Source organism: Pantoea sp. A4 (genome assembly GCF_000295955.2).
Lineage (GTDB): Bacteria > Pseudomonadota > Gammaproteobacteria > Enterobacterales > Enterobacteriaceae > Pantoea > Pantoea multigeneris.
Window position 1 is genome coordinate 72393 of sequence record NZ_ALXE01000048.1, and the last position, 15694, is coordinate 88086.

Genomic DNA, 15694 nt, shown 5'->3' on the forward strand with positions numbered 1-15694 from the left:
TTAAGAGAACTGACTGCCGTGGTGCCGGACCTTAGTGCAGCGTAGGTTTACGCACTTCCGGTGCCGTAGGCTGCTGCTGCGCGAAGGTGTCATAACACAGCAGTGCAGCAACGCGCACATACTCAATCACTTCCTCCAGTGACTGCTCCAGCTCCTCCTGATCTTCATCTTCATCGTAGCCGAGTTGTGCGATGGTGCGCAGATCATCAATGGCTTCGCCGGTTTCTCCGGTGACTTTATCCAGTTTTGGTTGCGTCACGCCCAGCCCCAGCAGGAAGTGGTTGACCCAGCCCGCTAGCGCATCGGCGCGATCAAAAACCGTGATATCACTGTCTTCCGGCAGTAAAATCTGAAACTGAAAAGCGTCTTCTTCCAGCGTGTTAGCGATATTTGCATGCAGGTCTTGCAGCGGCTGTGACAGGGCGTGAGGGAAGGCCAGACCTTCGTTGGTCAGGTCATGTACCAGCGTTTTCCAACTGCTGTCTTTGTTACCTCCACACAGGATGCCGCTGAGTAAGCCATGCATCTCTGCAGGCGTCATACCGACACCTTGTTGAGTGAGTACGGAAGCAAGTGCGTTGTAATCGGGTTTGGTGTTCTGTAAAGACATAAGGATTCATCGTCGTTGGCAGAATAAGTTCGTGTTATGCTACCACCAGGTGCCGCAAGGTTTCCAGAAAAGGGGTTGTAAGTTATTTCGCGGGTCTATATAGTTGCCCTCCTCCCAAGCCATTGAACGGTAAGGGCGTTGCGGGCGCAGTACTCAGTCAGGAAGGTGGCATGTCTGCACAACCAGTAGATATTCAGATTTTTGGTCGCTCGTTGAGAGTAAATTGTCCTCCTGAGCAGCAGGAAGCACTCACCAGTGCTGCAGAGGAACTCAGTCAGCGGTTGCAAGATTTAAAAGTTCGCACTAGAGTCACCAATACCGAGCAGTTAGTGTTTATCGCGGCGCTGAATATTTGCCACGAACTGGCTCAGGAAAAGGTGAAAACCCGCGATTATGCTGCTAACATGGAACAACGTATCCGAATGTTGCAGCAGACGATAGAACAGGCATTAGTTGAGCAAGGTCGCATAACTGATCGCCAGGGTACAAAGTTCGAATAAAACTTCATGGTTACTGTGGTAGAGTGACGGTGAAGTAAATTTTCTCTGAGATGTTTGCATGCGGGCCAGTCCCCTGAGCCGATATTTCAACAAAACAGAGTGTGGCGCTCTGTAACTTGTGAGCATGCTCGGTCCGTCCGAGAAGCCTGATGGTTACGACGGCACATTCACCTTGAACCAAGGGTTCAAGGGTTACAGCCTGCGGCGGCATCTCGGAGATCTCCCCTTCCTACCCTGTCTTTAATTCCGTATTTCTCATGTTATAGTTGTGCCATTGTGCGACTGACCTCATTACGGAAAATCATGTCTCAGCTCTCTTTGCACGATCGTCAGGATATCCGCCAGCATATGCGCCATTTGCGCCGCGCGCTGAGCGCTGAACAGCAAGAAGCCGCCGCCGACCTGGTGGCAGAACATGCCCTTAACTTCGCACCCATTAGCCAGGCAAACCGTATTGCCGTGTTTCTCTCGGTAGATGGTGAGCTCAATACCCGTCCGTTAATCGCCAAGCTGTGGCAGCAAAAAAAACAGGTTTACCTGCCCGTCCTCCATCCCTTTGCGCCCGGCAATTTGCTGTTTATTCTGTTTACCCCTGAGACTGAACTGCATCTCAACAAATTACGCATCCCAGAGCCACCGCTGGATATCACCCAGATGGCCACACTGGATCAGTTAGATGTGATGTTGCTGCCGCTGGTGGCTTTTGATCGTCAGGGGCAACGTTTAGGCATGGGCGGCGGATTTTACGATCGGACCCTGCAAAACTGGCAACAGCACGGCTTTTTGCCGGTGGGACTGGCACATGACTGCCAGCTCACTGATACCCTGCCCGTCGCCGCGTGGGATGTGCCGTTGCCCGCCATTATTACCCCAGCCAACTTATGGAGTTGGTGAGGCAAGCTGATAGCGGTTATCCAGCAGGGTGAAGTGCAGCTGATCGGCGTCTGATAAAACCACCTGGCGATCGCGCGTGACAAACAGTGCGCTGATGCCGGGTTTATCCGCCAAAAATGTACATCCTTGCGTAATCCCCATGCCGTACAGCAACGTGGTGTAGATATCGCCATCAATAGACCTATCGGACACCACGGTGACGCTGAGCAATTCATTGTCCAGCGGATAACCGGTAGTGGGATCGAGAATATGGTGGTAACAGTGGTTATCTTGCAGGAAATAGCGCTCATAGATACCCGATGTCACCACCGACTGACCACTCACGGTAAGAAAGCCAATTAACGCCTCTGCGGCGGCAAACGGGGCTTTCACCCCAATTGCCCAGCCCGTCTCATTCGTTGCACTCCCCAGCGTGTGTACATTGCCCCCAAGATTGATCAGCGCCTGCGACACCTGTTGCAGGCGCAGGTAATCACATACCCGGTCGGCAATGTAACCCTTGGCTATCGCGCCCAGGTCGATCTCCATGCCCGGCTGCGACAGAAACACCGTTTGCGCATCCACGTCCAGAATCACCTGATGCGGATCGGTCAGCAGCAGCAAGGCGGCGATTTCATCCGCAGGGGGAACGCTATCCCCCTGAAATCCAATTTTCCAGCGTTTCACTAACGGCCCGATGGCGAGGTTGAACGCGCTAGCAGGTAGCAGGCTGATGCGCTTTGCCAACGCGATCAGATTAAACACCTGCGCACTCACCACCACCGGATGCTGACCTGCAGCATGGTTGATCGCCATCACCTCAGATTGCGCCCGGTTGACGGTAAAAACCTGTTCCAGCTGAGCGATCAGGCGAAACACATTCTGCGCCAGCGTTGCATTGTGCCCGGTCAGCTTTAGCACAATTGGCGATCCCATCAGCACTGCGCTGTAGCTCGCTGGAGACGGCTCCCGCTCATACATGCTGTTTTGCCCGCGCCGCTGCGTTTTCGCCCGCTAATAACCCAAAGATAATGATATCGGCTACGGCATTCCCGCCAATGCGATTCGCACCGTGAATCCCCCCTACCACTTCACCTGCCGCCCAGGCTCCAGGAATAACCTGCTGATGTTCATCCAGTACCGCGGTGTCAGTATTGATCGTCACACCGCCCATGGTGTGATGCACGCCAGGGGCAATACGAATCGCGAAGAACGGCCCCTGATTAAGCGGATGACGCAGTGCGGTTTTACGGCCAAAGTCCGCGTCTTCCTGCTGCGCCACGAAACTGTTGTAGCGGTTCAGCGTGGCTTCCAGCGCCAGTGGGTTCATGTTGAGTTTCACTGCCAGCTCGCCCGGTGTGGGTGCAGAAAGGACAAAACCTTTGGCGATATACTCATCGGCTGCTTTGTTGTTTTTTCTCACCTGTTCATCAAACACAATCCAGGCACTCTTCTCTGGTAACGCGATTATTTCTGCGGACACCTTGTCGCGAGTTTCCATCTCATTATAAAAACGCTGCCCCGCCTGGCTCACCAGAATGGCCCCGCCACCGCGAATCGCCTCGGAGATCAGGTAAGATGTGGTCTGTTCTACCGTGGGATGGATCTGGATTTCCCCCATGTCCACCGTACCCGCACCAATTTTTTCCAGCATTTTTATGCCGCTACCGGTGGCACCTTTATGGTTGGTGGTAACAAAACCGTCTAACTGCGGGCAGTACTTCACCACCATTTCCCGGTTTGCACTGAAACCACCGGTGGCGACAATCACACTTTTCGCGTTAAGAATGCGGGTATCATTGTATTCATCCACGACCCGTACGCCGCTGACTGCGCCATTCTCCAGCAAGATTTCCTCAACGGCCGTCTCCAGCAGCACCTCAATGTCGCGCTGGTTAATATTCTTCACCAGGCCGCTGATCAGGAAGCCTCCCACCGCGGAGCGATCCGCTGGCCGGTGAGTACGGTCAATGCTCATACCGCCAGTGATGGTGATGTCCTCCAGCACAATGTCATGATTTGCCAGCCAGTCGATGGCGGCCGGAGCGCGTTCAACAAACTGATGAAGCAGTTCAGGGTTATTCTTGTTCTTCCCGCCGCGCAGCGTCTCTTCGTAGAACAGCTCTTTGCTATCCACAATGCCTTTGATCTGCTGAAAACGCGTCTCTGCGGCGTTCATTCCCACCGAGGCTTTGATGGTGTTGCCGCCGATGGTCGGCATTTTTTCAATCACCACCACATGCGCCCCGCGATCGTGTGCCTCAATGGCTGCCGCAAGTCCCGCACCACCGCTGCCAATCACCACCACATCAAACTGCTGCGGTGCCAGTGGATTTCCCCCCTCATCGATGACCCAGGCTTTATTCGAGGTCGACATCGCGCGGGAGACGGCTTTTTTCAGCGCTTCACTCTGTGTTGTCGCCCCCGTGATCGCATCAACATGCGGGCTGTTTGCCACGAGCATGCGGTTACGCAAGCTGGTAAACGTGGTGGTGAAATCCACATCCAGCGTGTCATCAGGCACCATCTGAATGTCGGTGATGCGGTCGGTATCCAGCGTGACGTTGATTTTTAGCTTCAGCGCCTCGGCTTCCACTTTTTCCTGATAAACACCGGCTTTGTATTTACGCCCAGAGGTGCTGACATCACGGATCATCGCGTCCACCAGCGAGAAGCGCCACAGCGGTTCAGGAATATGCAGCGCCTCACGCTGCGTGCTGTCGATATACAGTTCCAGCTGCTCATTGTGGATGATGCGATCGGCCCAGTTGGGATAGGCAATACAGGCTTTACCCACTGCCACCAGGTCATAGCCTTTTTCCAACGCCAGCTCCGCATCCTGCTTATTCACCACACCACCCACGCCAATCACCGGGATTTTCCCCAGTAGCGGCGAACACTGCGCACGGTATTTTTCAATCAGTGGCGTGGGGTCCTGGGTATCGACAATGGAGGGACGCAGCAGCGAGCCAACGGAAAAGTGCACATAATCCAGTCCTTGCTCGGCCAGTTTCTCCAGCAGGTACAGGGTGTCATCAAAGCGAATGCCGGGCACTTCAAGCTCTTCTGGCGAGAAGCGATAGCCAATAATGAAGGTCGGATCGGCAAAGCGCCTTGCCATCTTGTGAGTGATTTCCAGCACCGCCAGAGGGAAGCGCGCGCGATTGTCGCGGCTTCCGCCCCACTTATCGTCGCGCTGGTTAGAATTGGGGGAATAGAATTGCTGGATCAGGTAGGTATTCGCGCCGTGGATCTCTACACCATCAAATCCTGCTTTAATAGCACGGTTCACGGCATCACCAAATTTGGTGATCATCACATCCACTTCTTCGGCGGTTAACGCCTGTGGCGTCGTCGCACCGACTCTTGGAGCGGCAATTGCGCTGGGTGCTACCGGCGTGCGCCCGCCAATCAGCTCAGGCTCTACCATGCGCCCGCCGTGGTAGATTTGCAAAATGGCTTTTGAGCCCTGGGACTTTATGGCACTGGCGATTTTCGCCAAGCCGGAGATTTTGTTATCGCTATCGATAGCTATAGCGCCAGGAAAAGCCGGTCCTTTGGGATCGATAAAGCAGCACTCGACAATCACGCTACCAATACTGCCCGCCCTTGAGCGGTAGTAGTCCACCAGTTCACTGGTCACTGTGCCATCATAAAATCCGGTGCAGGTTGTCATGGGTGCCATTAACAAGCGATTTTTCAGTACAGCACCATTCGGCAACGTCAGCGGATTCAGAATCGGGGTGCGTTTATTCATTATCAAAACTCCAAAATTTAACAACCTGGATTAATGCCACCGGAAAACTCTCCCTGCAAGGAGTGATCCGATGAGAACAAATAAAGATGAAAACCTGTAGGCGTGCAGAAGCGGCGTTTATCGCTCGGAATAATTATAGTGACAAACTGGCAATCTTTTCCAAAAATGCTATTAATTAATCAGATAAGGGTTAAATGCAATTTCTTAGGCTTAACCTTATTGCAACATCAATAATTACCCTTTTATTTCAATAAGTTAAAAAGATACAGCCAAATAACCTTTATTTTCAATGCATTGGGAAATTTCTTGCCTTATCTGTGAGTTACTTTACGCCTACTCGGTGTAGAAAGAGAGTGCAGCGAGGGGGTTTGTTGATCCAGATCAACATTAATCACGTATTAAGTCGCATCATATTGTCATTAGCTCCAGTTATTTTTTTACCATTCATTTTTGGGTGACATGACCGTTTATTGCAAAGCGTTTTAATTAAAAGGTCAGCGTCGAACGAATGCTATTTCACTCACTTTCAGAATACTGCCATGACAAATATAACGCCTGTTCGTGAACCCGCTCCGCCTGCGGCATCGGGTAAAAAGAAACGCCTCATCATGTTGTTCCTGCCCGTTCTGGTGGCTGTTTTACTGCTGTTGGTGCCGGTTCCTGCGGGCCTCGAGCCTCATGCCTGGCACTTCTTCGCCATTTTCGTCGGGGTCATCATCGGCCTCATTTTCGAACCGCTACCTGGTGCCGTCATCGGTCTGACCGGTGTCGTCGTGATTGCCCTGTTCAGCCAGTGGCTGCTGTTTAGCCCGGCTGAACTAGCCGATCCGAAGTTCAAACCCGCCGGTCAGGCCTTTAAGTGGGCGGTCAGTGGCTTTGGCAACTCGACGGTATGGCTGATTTTCGGTGCCTTTATGTTTGCCGCGGGCTACGATAAAACCCAGTTTGGCCGCCGACTGGCGTTGATTCTGGTGAAGTATCTTGGCCGCCGCAGCCTGACATTAGGCTACGCGATTACTTTTGCCGACCTGCTGCTAGCCCCCTTTACCCCCTCGAATACGGCACGCAGCGGTGGCACCATTTATCCCATTATCGCCAACCTCCCACCACTCTATGGCTCAAAGCCCAACGATCCGAGCTCACGTCGAATTGGTTCCTATCTGATGTGGGTGGCGATCACCGCCGCTTGTATCACCAGTTCTATGTTCCTCTCTGCCCTGGCCCCCAATCTGCTGGCGTTAGCCCTGGTGAGGAGCGTGATTGGCTTCGATATTTCATGGGGTATGTGGTTCCTCGCCTTTCTGCCTTTAGGGGTGCTGCTGATTCTGACCATGCCGCTGCTGGCTTACTGGTTCTATCCGCCGGAGGTCAAAATTAACGACGAAGTACCGCGCTGGGCCAACAGTGAGCTGGAAAAGCTGGGCAAGCTTTCACGCAATGAGATTCTGCTGCTGGTGTTTGTGATCTGCGCGCTACTGATGTGGATTTTCGCCACCGGTTGGATTGAGCCCGCCATGGCCGCCCTGCTGGTGATTGTGCTGATGCTGTGGACCGGCGTTTTGAACTGGAGTGATATCACCAACAACAAGGCGGCGTGGAATACCTTTGCCTGGTTTGCCACGCTGGTGGCACTGGCGGATGGTCTTGCGCGCGTGGGCTTTATTGCCTGGCTAGGCAAAGAGGGTGCGCTGCTGTTACACGGCTATGATCCGCAGGTCTCTGCCGTGGTGCTCCTGGTGGCGTTCTATCTGCTGCACTACCTGTTTGCCAGCACCACCGCGCATACCACTGCACTGCTGCCTGCTATGCTGACCATCGCCGCCTCCATTCCTGGCATCAATATGCCGGTCTTCTGTCTGATGATGTGTACCTCACTCGGCGTGATGGGCATTATCACCCCATATGGCACCGGCCCCAGCCCGATTTACTACGGCAGTGGATACTTGCCCACCGCAGACTACTGGCGTTTAGGGACCATTTTCGGGGCCATTTTCCTCGGCGCGCTGATGCTGATTGCCTACCCGTGGATGGTAATGATGTTCTAATCTTTGTGTGGAAATAACACCCCTAAAGCTTAACAGTAGAGTAACATAGCCCTCCGCCCCCTCTTGTAGGGGGCAAAAAACAATAATGTCGTCAGCGATGTTGCCGCCCGTGGCGCAACCTCTCATTCAGTGAGTAAAAAAATGTCGAATAAACCGTTTTATTACCAGAACCCCTTCCCTCTTACCGAGGATGAAACTGAATATTATCTGCTGAGTCGCGATCATGTTTCTGTCGCAGAATTCGCAGGCGAAGAAGTGCTGAAAGTAGAGCCACAGGCGCTGACGATGCTGGCAAAACAGGCCTTTCACGATGCGTCATTTATGCTTCGTCCCGCGCATCAGCGCCAGGTAGCAGCGATTCTTGACGATCCTGAAGCCAGCGAAAACGATCGCTACGTTGCCCTCCAGTTCTTACGCAACTCCGAAATTGCCACCAAAGGTATTCTGCCAACCTGCCAGGACACCGGGACTGCCATCATCATGGGCAAAAAAGGCCAGCGCGTCTGGACGGGCGGCGGAGATGAAGCGGCACTGTCACGCGGCGTCTATGACACCTTTATTGAAGACAACCTGCGTTATTCGCAGAATGCCGCGTTGGATATGTACAAAGAGGTCAACACCGGCACCAACCTGCCCGCGCAGATCGATCTCTACAGCGTGGATGGTGACGAGTATAAGTTCCTGTGCATTGCCAAGGGTGGCGGTTCGGCGAACAAAACCTATCTCTACCAGGAGACCAAAGCGCTGCTCACCCCTGGTCGCCTGAAAGAGTACCTGACAGAGAAAATGCGCTCACTGGGGACGGCGGCCTGCCCGCCTTACCATATCGCCTTTGTCATTGGCGGCACCTCGGCTGAGAGCACCTTAAAAACCGTTAAGCTGGCCTCTACCCACTACTATGATGGCCTGCCGACGGAAGGCAACGAACACGGCCAGGCCTTCCGCGATGTGCAGTTAGAGCAGGAGCTGCTGCTGGAAGCACAGAACATTGGTCTGGGTGCTCAGTTTGGCGGTAAGTATTTCGCCCATGATATTCGCGTCGTGCGTCTGCCGCGCCATGGTGCCTCTTGCCCAGTGGGTATGGGCGTTTCCTGCTCTGCCGACCGTAACATCAAAGCCAAGATCAACCGCGAAGGGATCTGGATTGAGAAACTGGAGCAGAATCCAGGCCAGTATATTCCTGCCGAATTGCGCCAGCAGGGCGAAGGTGAAGTGGTTCAGGTCGATCTCAACCGCCCAATGTCCGATATTCTGGCACAGCTGTCGCAATACCCGGTCTCTACGCGCCTGTCGCTGAGCGGCACCATTATTGTGGCGCGCGATATTGCCCACGCGAAGCTGAAAGAGCGTATTGATAACGGTGACGGTCTGCCGCAGTACATGAAAGATCATCCGGTGTACTACGCGGGCCCCGCCAAAACACCGGAAGGCTACGCCTCTGGCTCTTTAGGCCCGACCACCGCAGGACGCATGGATTCCTACGTTGATCTGTTCCAGGCACACGGCGGCAGTATGGTGATGCTGGCTAAAGGCAACCGCAGCCGCCAGGTGACGGAAGCTTGCCACAAACACGGAGGTTTCTATCTGGGCAGCATCGGTGGCCCGGCAGCCGTGCTGGCACAACAGAGTATTCGTCATCTTGAGTGCGTGGAGTACGCCGAACTGGGAATGGAAGCCGTGTGGAAGATTGAAGTGGATAACTTCCCGGCGTTTATTCTGGTGGATGATAAAGGGGAAGACTTCTTTGAGAATATTCGTCTGAATCAGTGCGCGAAGTGTGTGAAATAAGCCAGAAGTAAAGAGCGAGGCCTGAAGCCTCGCTCTCTGATATTAGTACAGCATACGGGCGCGAATGGTGCCCGGAATCGCCTTCAGCAGTTGCAGTGCGTTATCCGCGACGCTCTGTTCAGCATCGATATCGATAACCACGTAACCCATCACCGGTGAAGTTTGCAGATACTGGGCGGAAATGTTGATGCCCTGCTCAGCAAAGATCTGGTTGATGGCGGTCAATACGCCTGGACGGTTTTCATGGATGTGCAGCAGACGGCTGGCGCTGGCACCGTGCGGTGGCAGTGAAGCCTCTGGGAAGTTCACCGCCGTCAGCGTAGAACCGTTATCGGAGTATTTGCTCAGCTTCGCAGCCACTTCCAGACCGATGTTTTCCTGCGCTTCTTCGGTAGAACCCCCGATGTGTGGCGTCAGAATCACGTTATCAAACTCGCTCAGCGGAGAGATAAACGGATCGTTGTTGGTCGCAGGTTCAACCGGGAATACGTCAATTGCTGCACCACCAAGGTGTTTGCTACGCAGGGCAGCACAGAGTGCATCGATATCGACTACTGTACCGCGTGAGGCGTTGATCAGCAGCGCGCCTGGCTTCATCTGTGCCAGTTCCGCTTCCCCGATCATATCCTGGGTTTCTGGGGTTTCCGGGACATGCAAACTGACCACATCACTGATGTTCAGCAACTCAGACAGCGAGCTAACCTGCGTGGTGTTACCGATGGTGAGCTTGTTCTCGATGTCGTAGAAATAGACGCGCATCCCCAGGCTTTCCGCCAGCACACCCAGCTGTACGCCGATGTGGCCATAGCCGATGATGCCGAGTTTTTTACCGCGCGCTTCAAAGAAGCCTTTTGCATTTTTGTTCCAGATACCACGGTGTGCTTTGGCACTCGCTTCTGGCACGCCACGCAGCAGCAGCAGCAGTTCACCAATCACCAGCTCCGCAACGGAACGGGTGTTAGAGTAAGGTGCGTTGAAGACCGGAATACCGCGCTTAGCAGCGGCTTCCAGGTCAACCTGGTTGGTACCGATGCAGAAACAGCCCACTGCAACCAGCTTTTCCGCTGCCGCGAAGATCTCTTCAGTCAGATGGGTACGGGAACGGATGCCGATGAAGTGTGCATCTTTGATCGATGCTTTCAGCGCTTCGGAATCCAATGCGCCTTTGTGGAATTCGATGTTGGTATAGCCCGCCGCACGGAGACTTTCTAGTGCGCTCTGATGGACACCTTCCACCAGCAGGAACTTAATCTTGTCTTTCTCAAGTGTTACTTTTGCCATTTCCCGACCCTGTTTCTGAATTCAACGAGAGCTGATATAAGTCAGCCTTCTGTCAAAATAACAAAAAATACGTTTGCAGCAATACAAACGATTGCCTGCCCCACAGCACGGGGCAGGTCAGGAACAGCAGATCACGGTACAAAATCAGGTGCCTTCGCTGGATTTAGGATATTAAAGCGCTTTCCTGGGAGATTTTGTGACATATAGCACCGAATTTGCCCCGAATAAGAAAACATTTTTTATCGCTAAAAAGAACGCGCCCCCTGAGTGACGTTACCAGATCATTTCTTGATGGTTTTGACCCCATCAGCCGTGCCAATCAGGGCGATATCCGCGCCACGAGCAGCAAACAGCCCTACGGTCACAACGCCTGGCAACGCATTAATCGCCCTTTCCAGCGCAGAAGGATCGGTGATGCTGAGATTGTGCACATCCAGAATCAGGTTGCCATTGTCTGTCACAACGTTTTGACGATACTCCGGCAGACCACCGAGTTTGACCAACTCACGTGCGACATACGAACGTGCCATCGGAATGACTTCTACCGGCAGCGGGAATTTACCCAGCACATCCACTTCTTTCGAAGCATCCGCGATGCAGATAAAGGTTTTCGCCACGGCGGCAACAATTTTTTCCCGCGTTAATGCTGCACCGCCGCCTTTGATCATCTGCATCTGCGGGTTAATCTCATCCGCACCATCGACATACACCGACAAAGCATCAACTTCATTGAGATCAAACACCGGAATACCGAGGCTTTTCAGCTTTTCCGTCGAGGCTTCCGAGCTGGAAACCGCGCCCTCAATCTGGTGCTTGATGGTAGCAAGGGCGTCAATAAAATGGGCTGCCGTAGAGCCGGTGCCAACGCCAACAATGGTGCCGGGTTGCACATATTGCAGTGCTGCCCAACCTACCGCTTTTTTCAGTTCATCCTGGGTCATGGTATGTTTAAAACCTGTGCGACAACGAAGTGGGCGTAGTATAAAGCATGGATGAATAAAATTGCGCGAACCTTAGGTGTCGTTTCGCGGCTTTGGAAGCCAGCCCACAAAACTGAACCTCGCCGTTTTGTGGTCGAGTGTTGTCCACCCTGAAGGAGAAACAGAATAATGAAACGCCCGGATTATCGAACGCTTCAGGCGCTGGATGCTGTGATTCGTGAACGCGGCTTTGAACGTGCTGCGCAAAAGTTATGTATTACCCAATCGGCGGTATCGCAGCGTATCAAGCAACTGGAAAACCTGTTTGGTCAGCCGTTACTGGTGCGCACCGTGCCGCCACGCCCTACAGAGCAGGGCCAGAAGCTGTTAGCGCTGTTGCATCAGGTAGAGTTACTTGAAGAGGAGTGGTTAGGTGATGAGAATGGCGGCACCACGCCGCTGCTACTGTCTCTGGCGGTCAACGCCGACAGTCTCGCCACCTGGTTGCTCCCGGCACTGAAAGAAGTGCTGGCGGATTCCCCGGTGCGCCTGAATTTGCAGGTAGAAGATGAAACCCGTACCCAGGAGCGTCTGCGTCGTGGTGAAGTGGTTGGCGCGGTAAGTATTCAGCCACAGCCGCTACCAAGCTGCCTGGTCGATCAGCTCGGTGCGCTGGATTACCTGTTTGTCGCCTCACCGGCGTTTGCGGAGCGCTATTTCCCGAATGGCGTCACCCGTGCAGCGCTGTTGAAAGCCCCGGTGGTGGCCTTTGACCATCTGGATGATATGCATCAGGCATTTTTACAGCAGAATTTCGATCTGTCACCGGGCAGTGTGCCCTGCCATATCGTGAACTCTTCGGAAGCCTTCGTGCAGATGGCTCGCCAGAGTTCAACCTGCTGTATGATTCCACATCTGCAGATTGAACGTGAACTGGCCAGCGGTGAACTGATTGATTTAACCCCGGGTCTGCTGCAACGCCGGATGCTTTACTGGCACCGCTTTGCGCCGGAGAGCCGTTTAATGCGCCGGGTAACCGATGCGCTGCTGGAACATGGGCACCGAGTCTTGCGCCAGGATGTGCAGCCAATCTGATTGTTTGATCGTAAAAAAGCCCGTTGAACGGGCTTTTTTTTACCTGCGAGTTATGGGGTGTTCGGTTTGATATCAAACACCACATCAACCTGATCGTCGAAGTGAATGCTTTGCTGTTCGTAGGTTTGCTGTGCTGTGGTATCCGCTGATGCCGCCGCCGCTTTGTACATGCGCGCCATTGGCATCGGCTGATAGTTCGCCACATGATAGCGAATGCTGTAGACCGGGCCGAGTTTGGCATTGAAGCCTTCAGCCAGCGCCGCTGCCTGTTGGGTAGCATTCTGGATCGCGGCCTTGCGCGCCTGATCTTTGTAAGTCTCAGGGTGGGTCACGCCCAATTCAACGGAACGGATTTCATTCAGGCCGGTTTTCAGCGCGCCGTCTAACAGTTCGTTAAGTTTGTCCAGTTTCCGCAGCGTAACCTGTACCTGACGCACCGCACGATAGCCTTTCAGAACCGCACTGCCCTCTTTGGTGTAGTCATATTCCGGTTGGGTGCTGAGGTTAGCGGCATCAATGTCTTTTTTCTCAATACCGTTTTTATTCAGGAAATCAAAATATTGTGCCACGCGATCGTCGGCTTGCTTTTTCGCATCCGCAGCCTCTTTAGAAGAGACGTTGACCACAATGGATAACGTTGCGATATCGGGTTTTGCATCCACCGTCGCCTGGCCCGAGGTTACCACATGGGGGCCATTAGGCAGTTCATCCGCAGAAGTCAGTAATGGCAGTGCGCCAGTGGCAAAAGTGGCGGCCAGCGCCAGGGCTTTCAGTTTCATTGAATAACTCCTCCTTGAAGCATTTGTTTGCTGGCGGCCATTATGGCGAGGCCAGCAACAAATTTCTGTGCGTGATGGTCTGAGTTTTTGATTTAAGCAAAGATTTTCCGCCACCGCGACTTTCCTGCGCTTAAAACGCGGCAATCCCCTGGCGAGCCAGTTGGAAAGCGATGAGCCACATCACACTGCCGACCAGCAGGTTAATGATGCGCTGAGCGCGAACCGTGCGTAATAGCGGTGCCAGCCAGGCTGCCATCAGGGCGAGACCAAAGAACCATAGCAGAGAAGCCGTGACCGTGCCGAGTGCGAACCAGCGACGCGCCAGCGCATCCGGTAGCTGGCCACCAATGCTGCCGAGCACAACAAAGGTATCAATATAGACGTGAGGGTTGAGCCAGGTGACCGCCATCATGGTCGCGATAATGCGCCAGCGCCCCTGATTCAGCACCGTTTCATCGGCAAAGTTGACGTTGCCACTGACCGCGGTACGCAAAGCGCCCCAGCCATACCAGAGCAGGAAGGCGACACCAGCCCAGGTAATCAGTTGCAGCAACAGGGGCGACTGCAAAAGCAGTGCACTACCGCCAAAGATGCCGCCGCAAATCAGCGCAATATCACTCAAAGTACACAACAGAGCCGTCATCAGGTGGTACTGACGCTTAACGCCCTGGTTCATGACAAACGCATTCTGTGGGCCAAGGGGCAATATCAGTGAAGCACCAAGAGCAACACCTTGAAAATAAACAGATAACACAATAATCATTCCTGTAAACGAGTGGTCTGCGCGCAGTATAAGGGGGCTGAATCATTAGATGAAATTTAAATTTTTAATACATCATCAGAATATCTAATGGTCGCGTTCGCTATTTTACCTCTGGCGATAGGCGGGCGTAGTATGGCTGTAACTTTTCGATCCTTAAGCCGGAGGCTGCATGTTCAAGGCGTTAGTTATTGATAACGATGAGCAAGGTTATCGCACCACACTGAAAACACTCGATGACGCACAGTTACCTGAGCAAGATGTGACGCTCAATGTGCGCTACTCCACGCTGAACTATAAAGACGCGTTAGCCATCCTGAATAAAGGGCCGATTGTGCGCCAGTTTCCGCTGGTGCCGGGCATTGATTTTGTGGGTGACGTGCTCGCCAGCGATCACCCGCAGTGGGAAAAGAATACCAGTGCCATTCTGACCGGCTGGGGCGTAGGAGAGAAACATTGGGGCGGGCTGGCGCAGAAAGCCCGCGTTTCAGGTGACTGGCTGGTGCCGTTGCCCGCAGGATTAAGTGCTCAACATGCGATGGCGATCGGCACCGCAGGCTTTACCGCCATGTTATGTGTCATGGCGTTGGAGCGTCAGGGGATCACCCCAGAACGTGGTCCTGTACTGGTGACCGGAGCCAGTGGGGGGGTCGGGAGTTTTAGCGTGAGTTTGTTGGCGCGTCTCGGGTTCGAGGTGATTGCGGCCAGCGGGCGCGCCAGTGACGAGCAGTATTTGATTGAAACACTGGGAGCCGCTCAGGTGTTGGATCGCAGCGAGTTGAGCCAGCCCGGCAAGCCGTTAGCGAAAGAGCGTTGGGCCGCCGCGATTGATAGCGTGGGCAGCCATACGTTGAGTAATGTGCTGGCTGGCATCCAGCGAGATGGCGTTGTCGCCGCATGTGGCATGGCGCAGGGGCTCGATTTACCCACCAGCGTCGCGCCCTTTATTTTACGCGGTGTCACCCTGGCTGGCGTTGATAGTGTGATGTGCCCACTGGCGCGCCGTGAACAGGCATGGCAGCGCCTCGCCGAGCTGACCGATGGCGCTTTGCTGGATAAGATGACTCAGGTGATCCCGCTGAGTGAAGCGGTGAAGGGCGCTGAAGATTTACTCGCCGGGAAAGTACGTGGCCGCCTGATTGTGGACTGCCAGCGCTGATGACTGGAGGGTGAGGTTGAGGTCAAAACACTCGCCTGTGAAACCGAGATACCTCGGCCTGTCAGGGCAATCGGGCTGCGACGTGGCTCGCTCCGATTACCCTGCCCTCCGAAATCCGTAGCGTTGT

13 protein-coding genes and 1 other RNA gene are annotated in these 15694 nt (G+C 53.8%); 7 read left to right on the forward strand and 7 right to left on the reverse strand.

Going from position 1 to position 15694, the window contains the following annotated elements; genetic code table 11:
* Window positions 1-31 precede the first annotated feature (31 nt).
* On the reverse strand, window positions 32-610 hold the full coding sequence (locus tag B880_RS0120240) for a YecA/YgfB family protein (protein ID WP_036646526.1): 579 nt from the start codon (window positions 608-610) through the stop codon (window positions 32-34).
* A gap of 170 nt (window positions 611-780) precedes the next feature.
* On the opposite strand from B880_RS0120240, the gene zapA reads away from it, so the two are divergent.
* From zapA to B880_RS0120250, 3 genes are all read left to right on the forward strand, one after another.
* Window positions 781-1110, forward strand: coding sequence for a cell division protein ZapA (gene zapA, locus B880_RS0120245; protein ID WP_017349289.1), 330 nt, complete (start codon window positions 781-783; stop codon window positions 1108-1110).
* 39 nt (window positions 1111-1149) lie between these two features.
* Window positions 1150-1333, forward strand: a non-coding RNA gene (gene ssrS / locus B880_RS26230) — 6S RNA.
* Window positions 1334-1413: 80 nt separating this feature from the next.
* Window positions 1414-2004 (forward strand): 5-formyltetrahydrofolate cyclo-ligase, encoded by a 591-nt coding sequence (locus B880_RS0120250; RefSeq protein WP_017349290.1) that lies wholly within the window; start codon window positions 1414-1416, stop codon window positions 2002-2004.
* Here the strand turns inward: B880_RS0120250 and B880_RS0120255 are convergent.
* Both B880_RS0120255 and B880_RS0120260 read right to left on the reverse strand, forming a co-directional pair.
* Entirely contained in the window at window positions 1990-2964 is a 975-nt protein-coding gene (locus B880_RS0120255) for an FAD:protein FMN transferase (protein WP_017349291.1), read from the reverse strand. The genes B880_RS0120250 and B880_RS0120255 overlap by 15 nt on opposite strands.
* Window positions 2957-5740: a flavocytochrome c gene (locus B880_RS0120260; protein ID WP_017349292.1), complete on the reverse strand. Its 2784-nt coding sequence runs from the start codon at window positions 5738-5740 to the stop codon at window positions 2957-2959. Before B880_RS0120260 ends, B880_RS0120255 begins: the two co-directional genes overlap by 8 nt.
* 539 nt (window positions 5741-6279) lie before the next feature.
* Between B880_RS0120260 and B880_RS0120265 the strand changes: the two genes are divergently transcribed.
* On the forward strand, window positions 6280-7785 hold the full coding sequence (locus tag B880_RS0120265; RefSeq protein ID WP_017349293.1) for an anion permease: 1506 nt from the start codon (window positions 6280-6282) through the stop codon (window positions 7783-7785).
* A gap of 141 nt (window positions 7786-7926) precedes the next feature.
* On the forward strand, window positions 7927-9573 hold the full coding sequence (gene fumA / locus B880_RS0120270) for a class I fumarate hydratase FumA (protein WP_017349294.1): 1647 nt from the start codon (window positions 7927-7929) through the stop codon (window positions 9571-9573).
* Window positions 9574-9615: 42 nt separating this feature from the next.
* Here fumA and serA read toward each other — a convergent pair whose 3' ends face one another.
* Window positions 9616-10854, reverse strand: coding sequence for a phosphoglycerate dehydrogenase (gene serA, locus B880_RS0120275; protein WP_017349295.1), 1239 nt, complete (start codon window positions 10852-10854; stop codon window positions 9616-9618).
* 281 nt (window positions 10855-11135) lie between these two features.
* Window positions 11136-11795 (reverse strand): ribose-5-phosphate isomerase RpiA, encoded by a 660-nt coding sequence (gene rpiA, locus B880_RS0120280; RefSeq protein WP_017349296.1) that lies wholly within the window; start codon window positions 11793-11795, stop codon window positions 11136-11138.
* Window positions 11796-11963: 168 nt separating this feature from the next.
* Here rpiA and B880_RS0120285 point away from each other — a divergent pair, with 168 nt between their 5' ends.
* The gene (locus B880_RS0120285; RefSeq protein WP_017349297.1) at window positions 11964-12869 is read left to right on the forward strand and encodes a LysR family transcriptional regulator ArgP; all 906 of its coding nucleotides are present in this window, start codon (window positions 11964-11966) and stop codon (window positions 12867-12869) included.
* Window positions 12870-12919: 50 nt separating this feature from the next.
* On the opposite strand, the gene B880_RS0120290 is transcribed toward B880_RS0120285, so the two are convergent.
* Window positions 12920-13648 carry an oxidative stress defense protein gene (locus B880_RS0120290; protein ID WP_017349298.1) on the reverse strand — a complete coding sequence of 243 codons (729 nt, stop codon included), beginning with the start codon at window positions 13646-13648 and terminating at the stop codon, window positions 12920-12922.
* Between the two features lie 130 nt (window positions 13649-13778).
* A complete protein-coding gene (argO, locus tag B880_RS0120295) occupies window positions 13779-14402 on the reverse strand; it encodes an arginine exporter ArgO (RefSeq protein WP_017349299.1) in 624 nt (207 codons plus the stop codon).
* Window positions 14403-14580: 178 nt separating this feature from the next.
* Here argO and acuI point away from each other — a divergent pair, with 178 nt between their 5' ends.
* Window positions 14581-15567 carry an acrylyl-CoA reductase (NADPH) gene (gene acuI, locus B880_RS0120300; RefSeq protein WP_017349300.1) on the forward strand — a complete coding sequence of 329 codons (987 nt, stop codon included), beginning with the start codon at window positions 14581-14583 and terminating at the stop codon, window positions 15565-15567.
* The last annotated feature ends 127 nt before the right edge of the window (window positions 15568-15694 follow it).

What these genes read in the sequence shown, in the direction of transcription:
- B880_RS0120240 (WP_036646526.1), bottom strand. Translation starts at nt 610, where the DNA reads ATGTCTTTACAGAACACCAAACCCGATTACAACGCACTTGCTTCCGTA.
- zapA (WP_017349289.1), top strand. Translation starts at nt 781, where the DNA reads ATGTCTGCACAACCAGTAGATATTCAGATTTTTGGTCGCTCGTTGAGA.
- B880_RS0120250 (WP_017349290.1), top strand. Translation starts at nt 1,414, where the DNA reads ATGTCTCAGCTCTCTTTGCACGATCGTCAGGATATCCGCCAGCATATG.
- B880_RS0120255 (WP_017349291.1), bottom strand. Translation starts at nt 2,964, where the DNA reads ATGTATGAGCGGGAGCCGTCTCCAGCGAGCTACAGCGCAGTGCTGATG.
- B880_RS0120260 (WP_017349292.1), bottom strand. Translation starts at nt 5,740, where the DNA reads ATGAATAAACGCACCCCGATTCTGAATCCGCTGACGTTGCCGAATGGT.
- B880_RS0120265 (WP_017349293.1), top strand. Translation starts at nt 6,280, where the DNA reads ATGACAAATATAACGCCTGTTCGTGAACCCGCTCCGCCTGCGGCATCG.
- fumA (WP_017349294.1), top strand. Translation starts at nt 7,927, where the DNA reads ATGTCGAATAAACCGTTTTATTACCAGAACCCCTTCCCTCTTACCGAG.
- serA (WP_017349295.1), bottom strand. Translation starts at nt 10,854, where the DNA reads ATGGCAAAAGTAACACTTGAGAAAGACAAGATTAAGTTCCTGCTGGTG.
- rpiA (WP_017349296.1), bottom strand. Translation starts at nt 11,795, where the DNA reads ATGACCCAGGATGAACTGAAAAAAGCGGTAGGTTGGGCAGCACTGCAA.
- B880_RS0120285 (WP_017349297.1), top strand. Translation starts at nt 11,964, where the DNA reads ATGAAACGCCCGGATTATCGAACGCTTCAGGCGCTGGATGCTGTGATT.
- B880_RS0120290 (WP_017349298.1), bottom strand. Translation starts at nt 13,648, where the DNA reads ATGAAACTGAAAGCCCTGGCGCTGGCCGCCACTTTTGCCACTGGCGCA.
- acuI (WP_017349300.1), top strand. Translation starts at nt 14,581, where the DNA reads ATGTTCAAGGCGTTAGTTATTGATAACGATGAGCAAGGTTATCGCACC.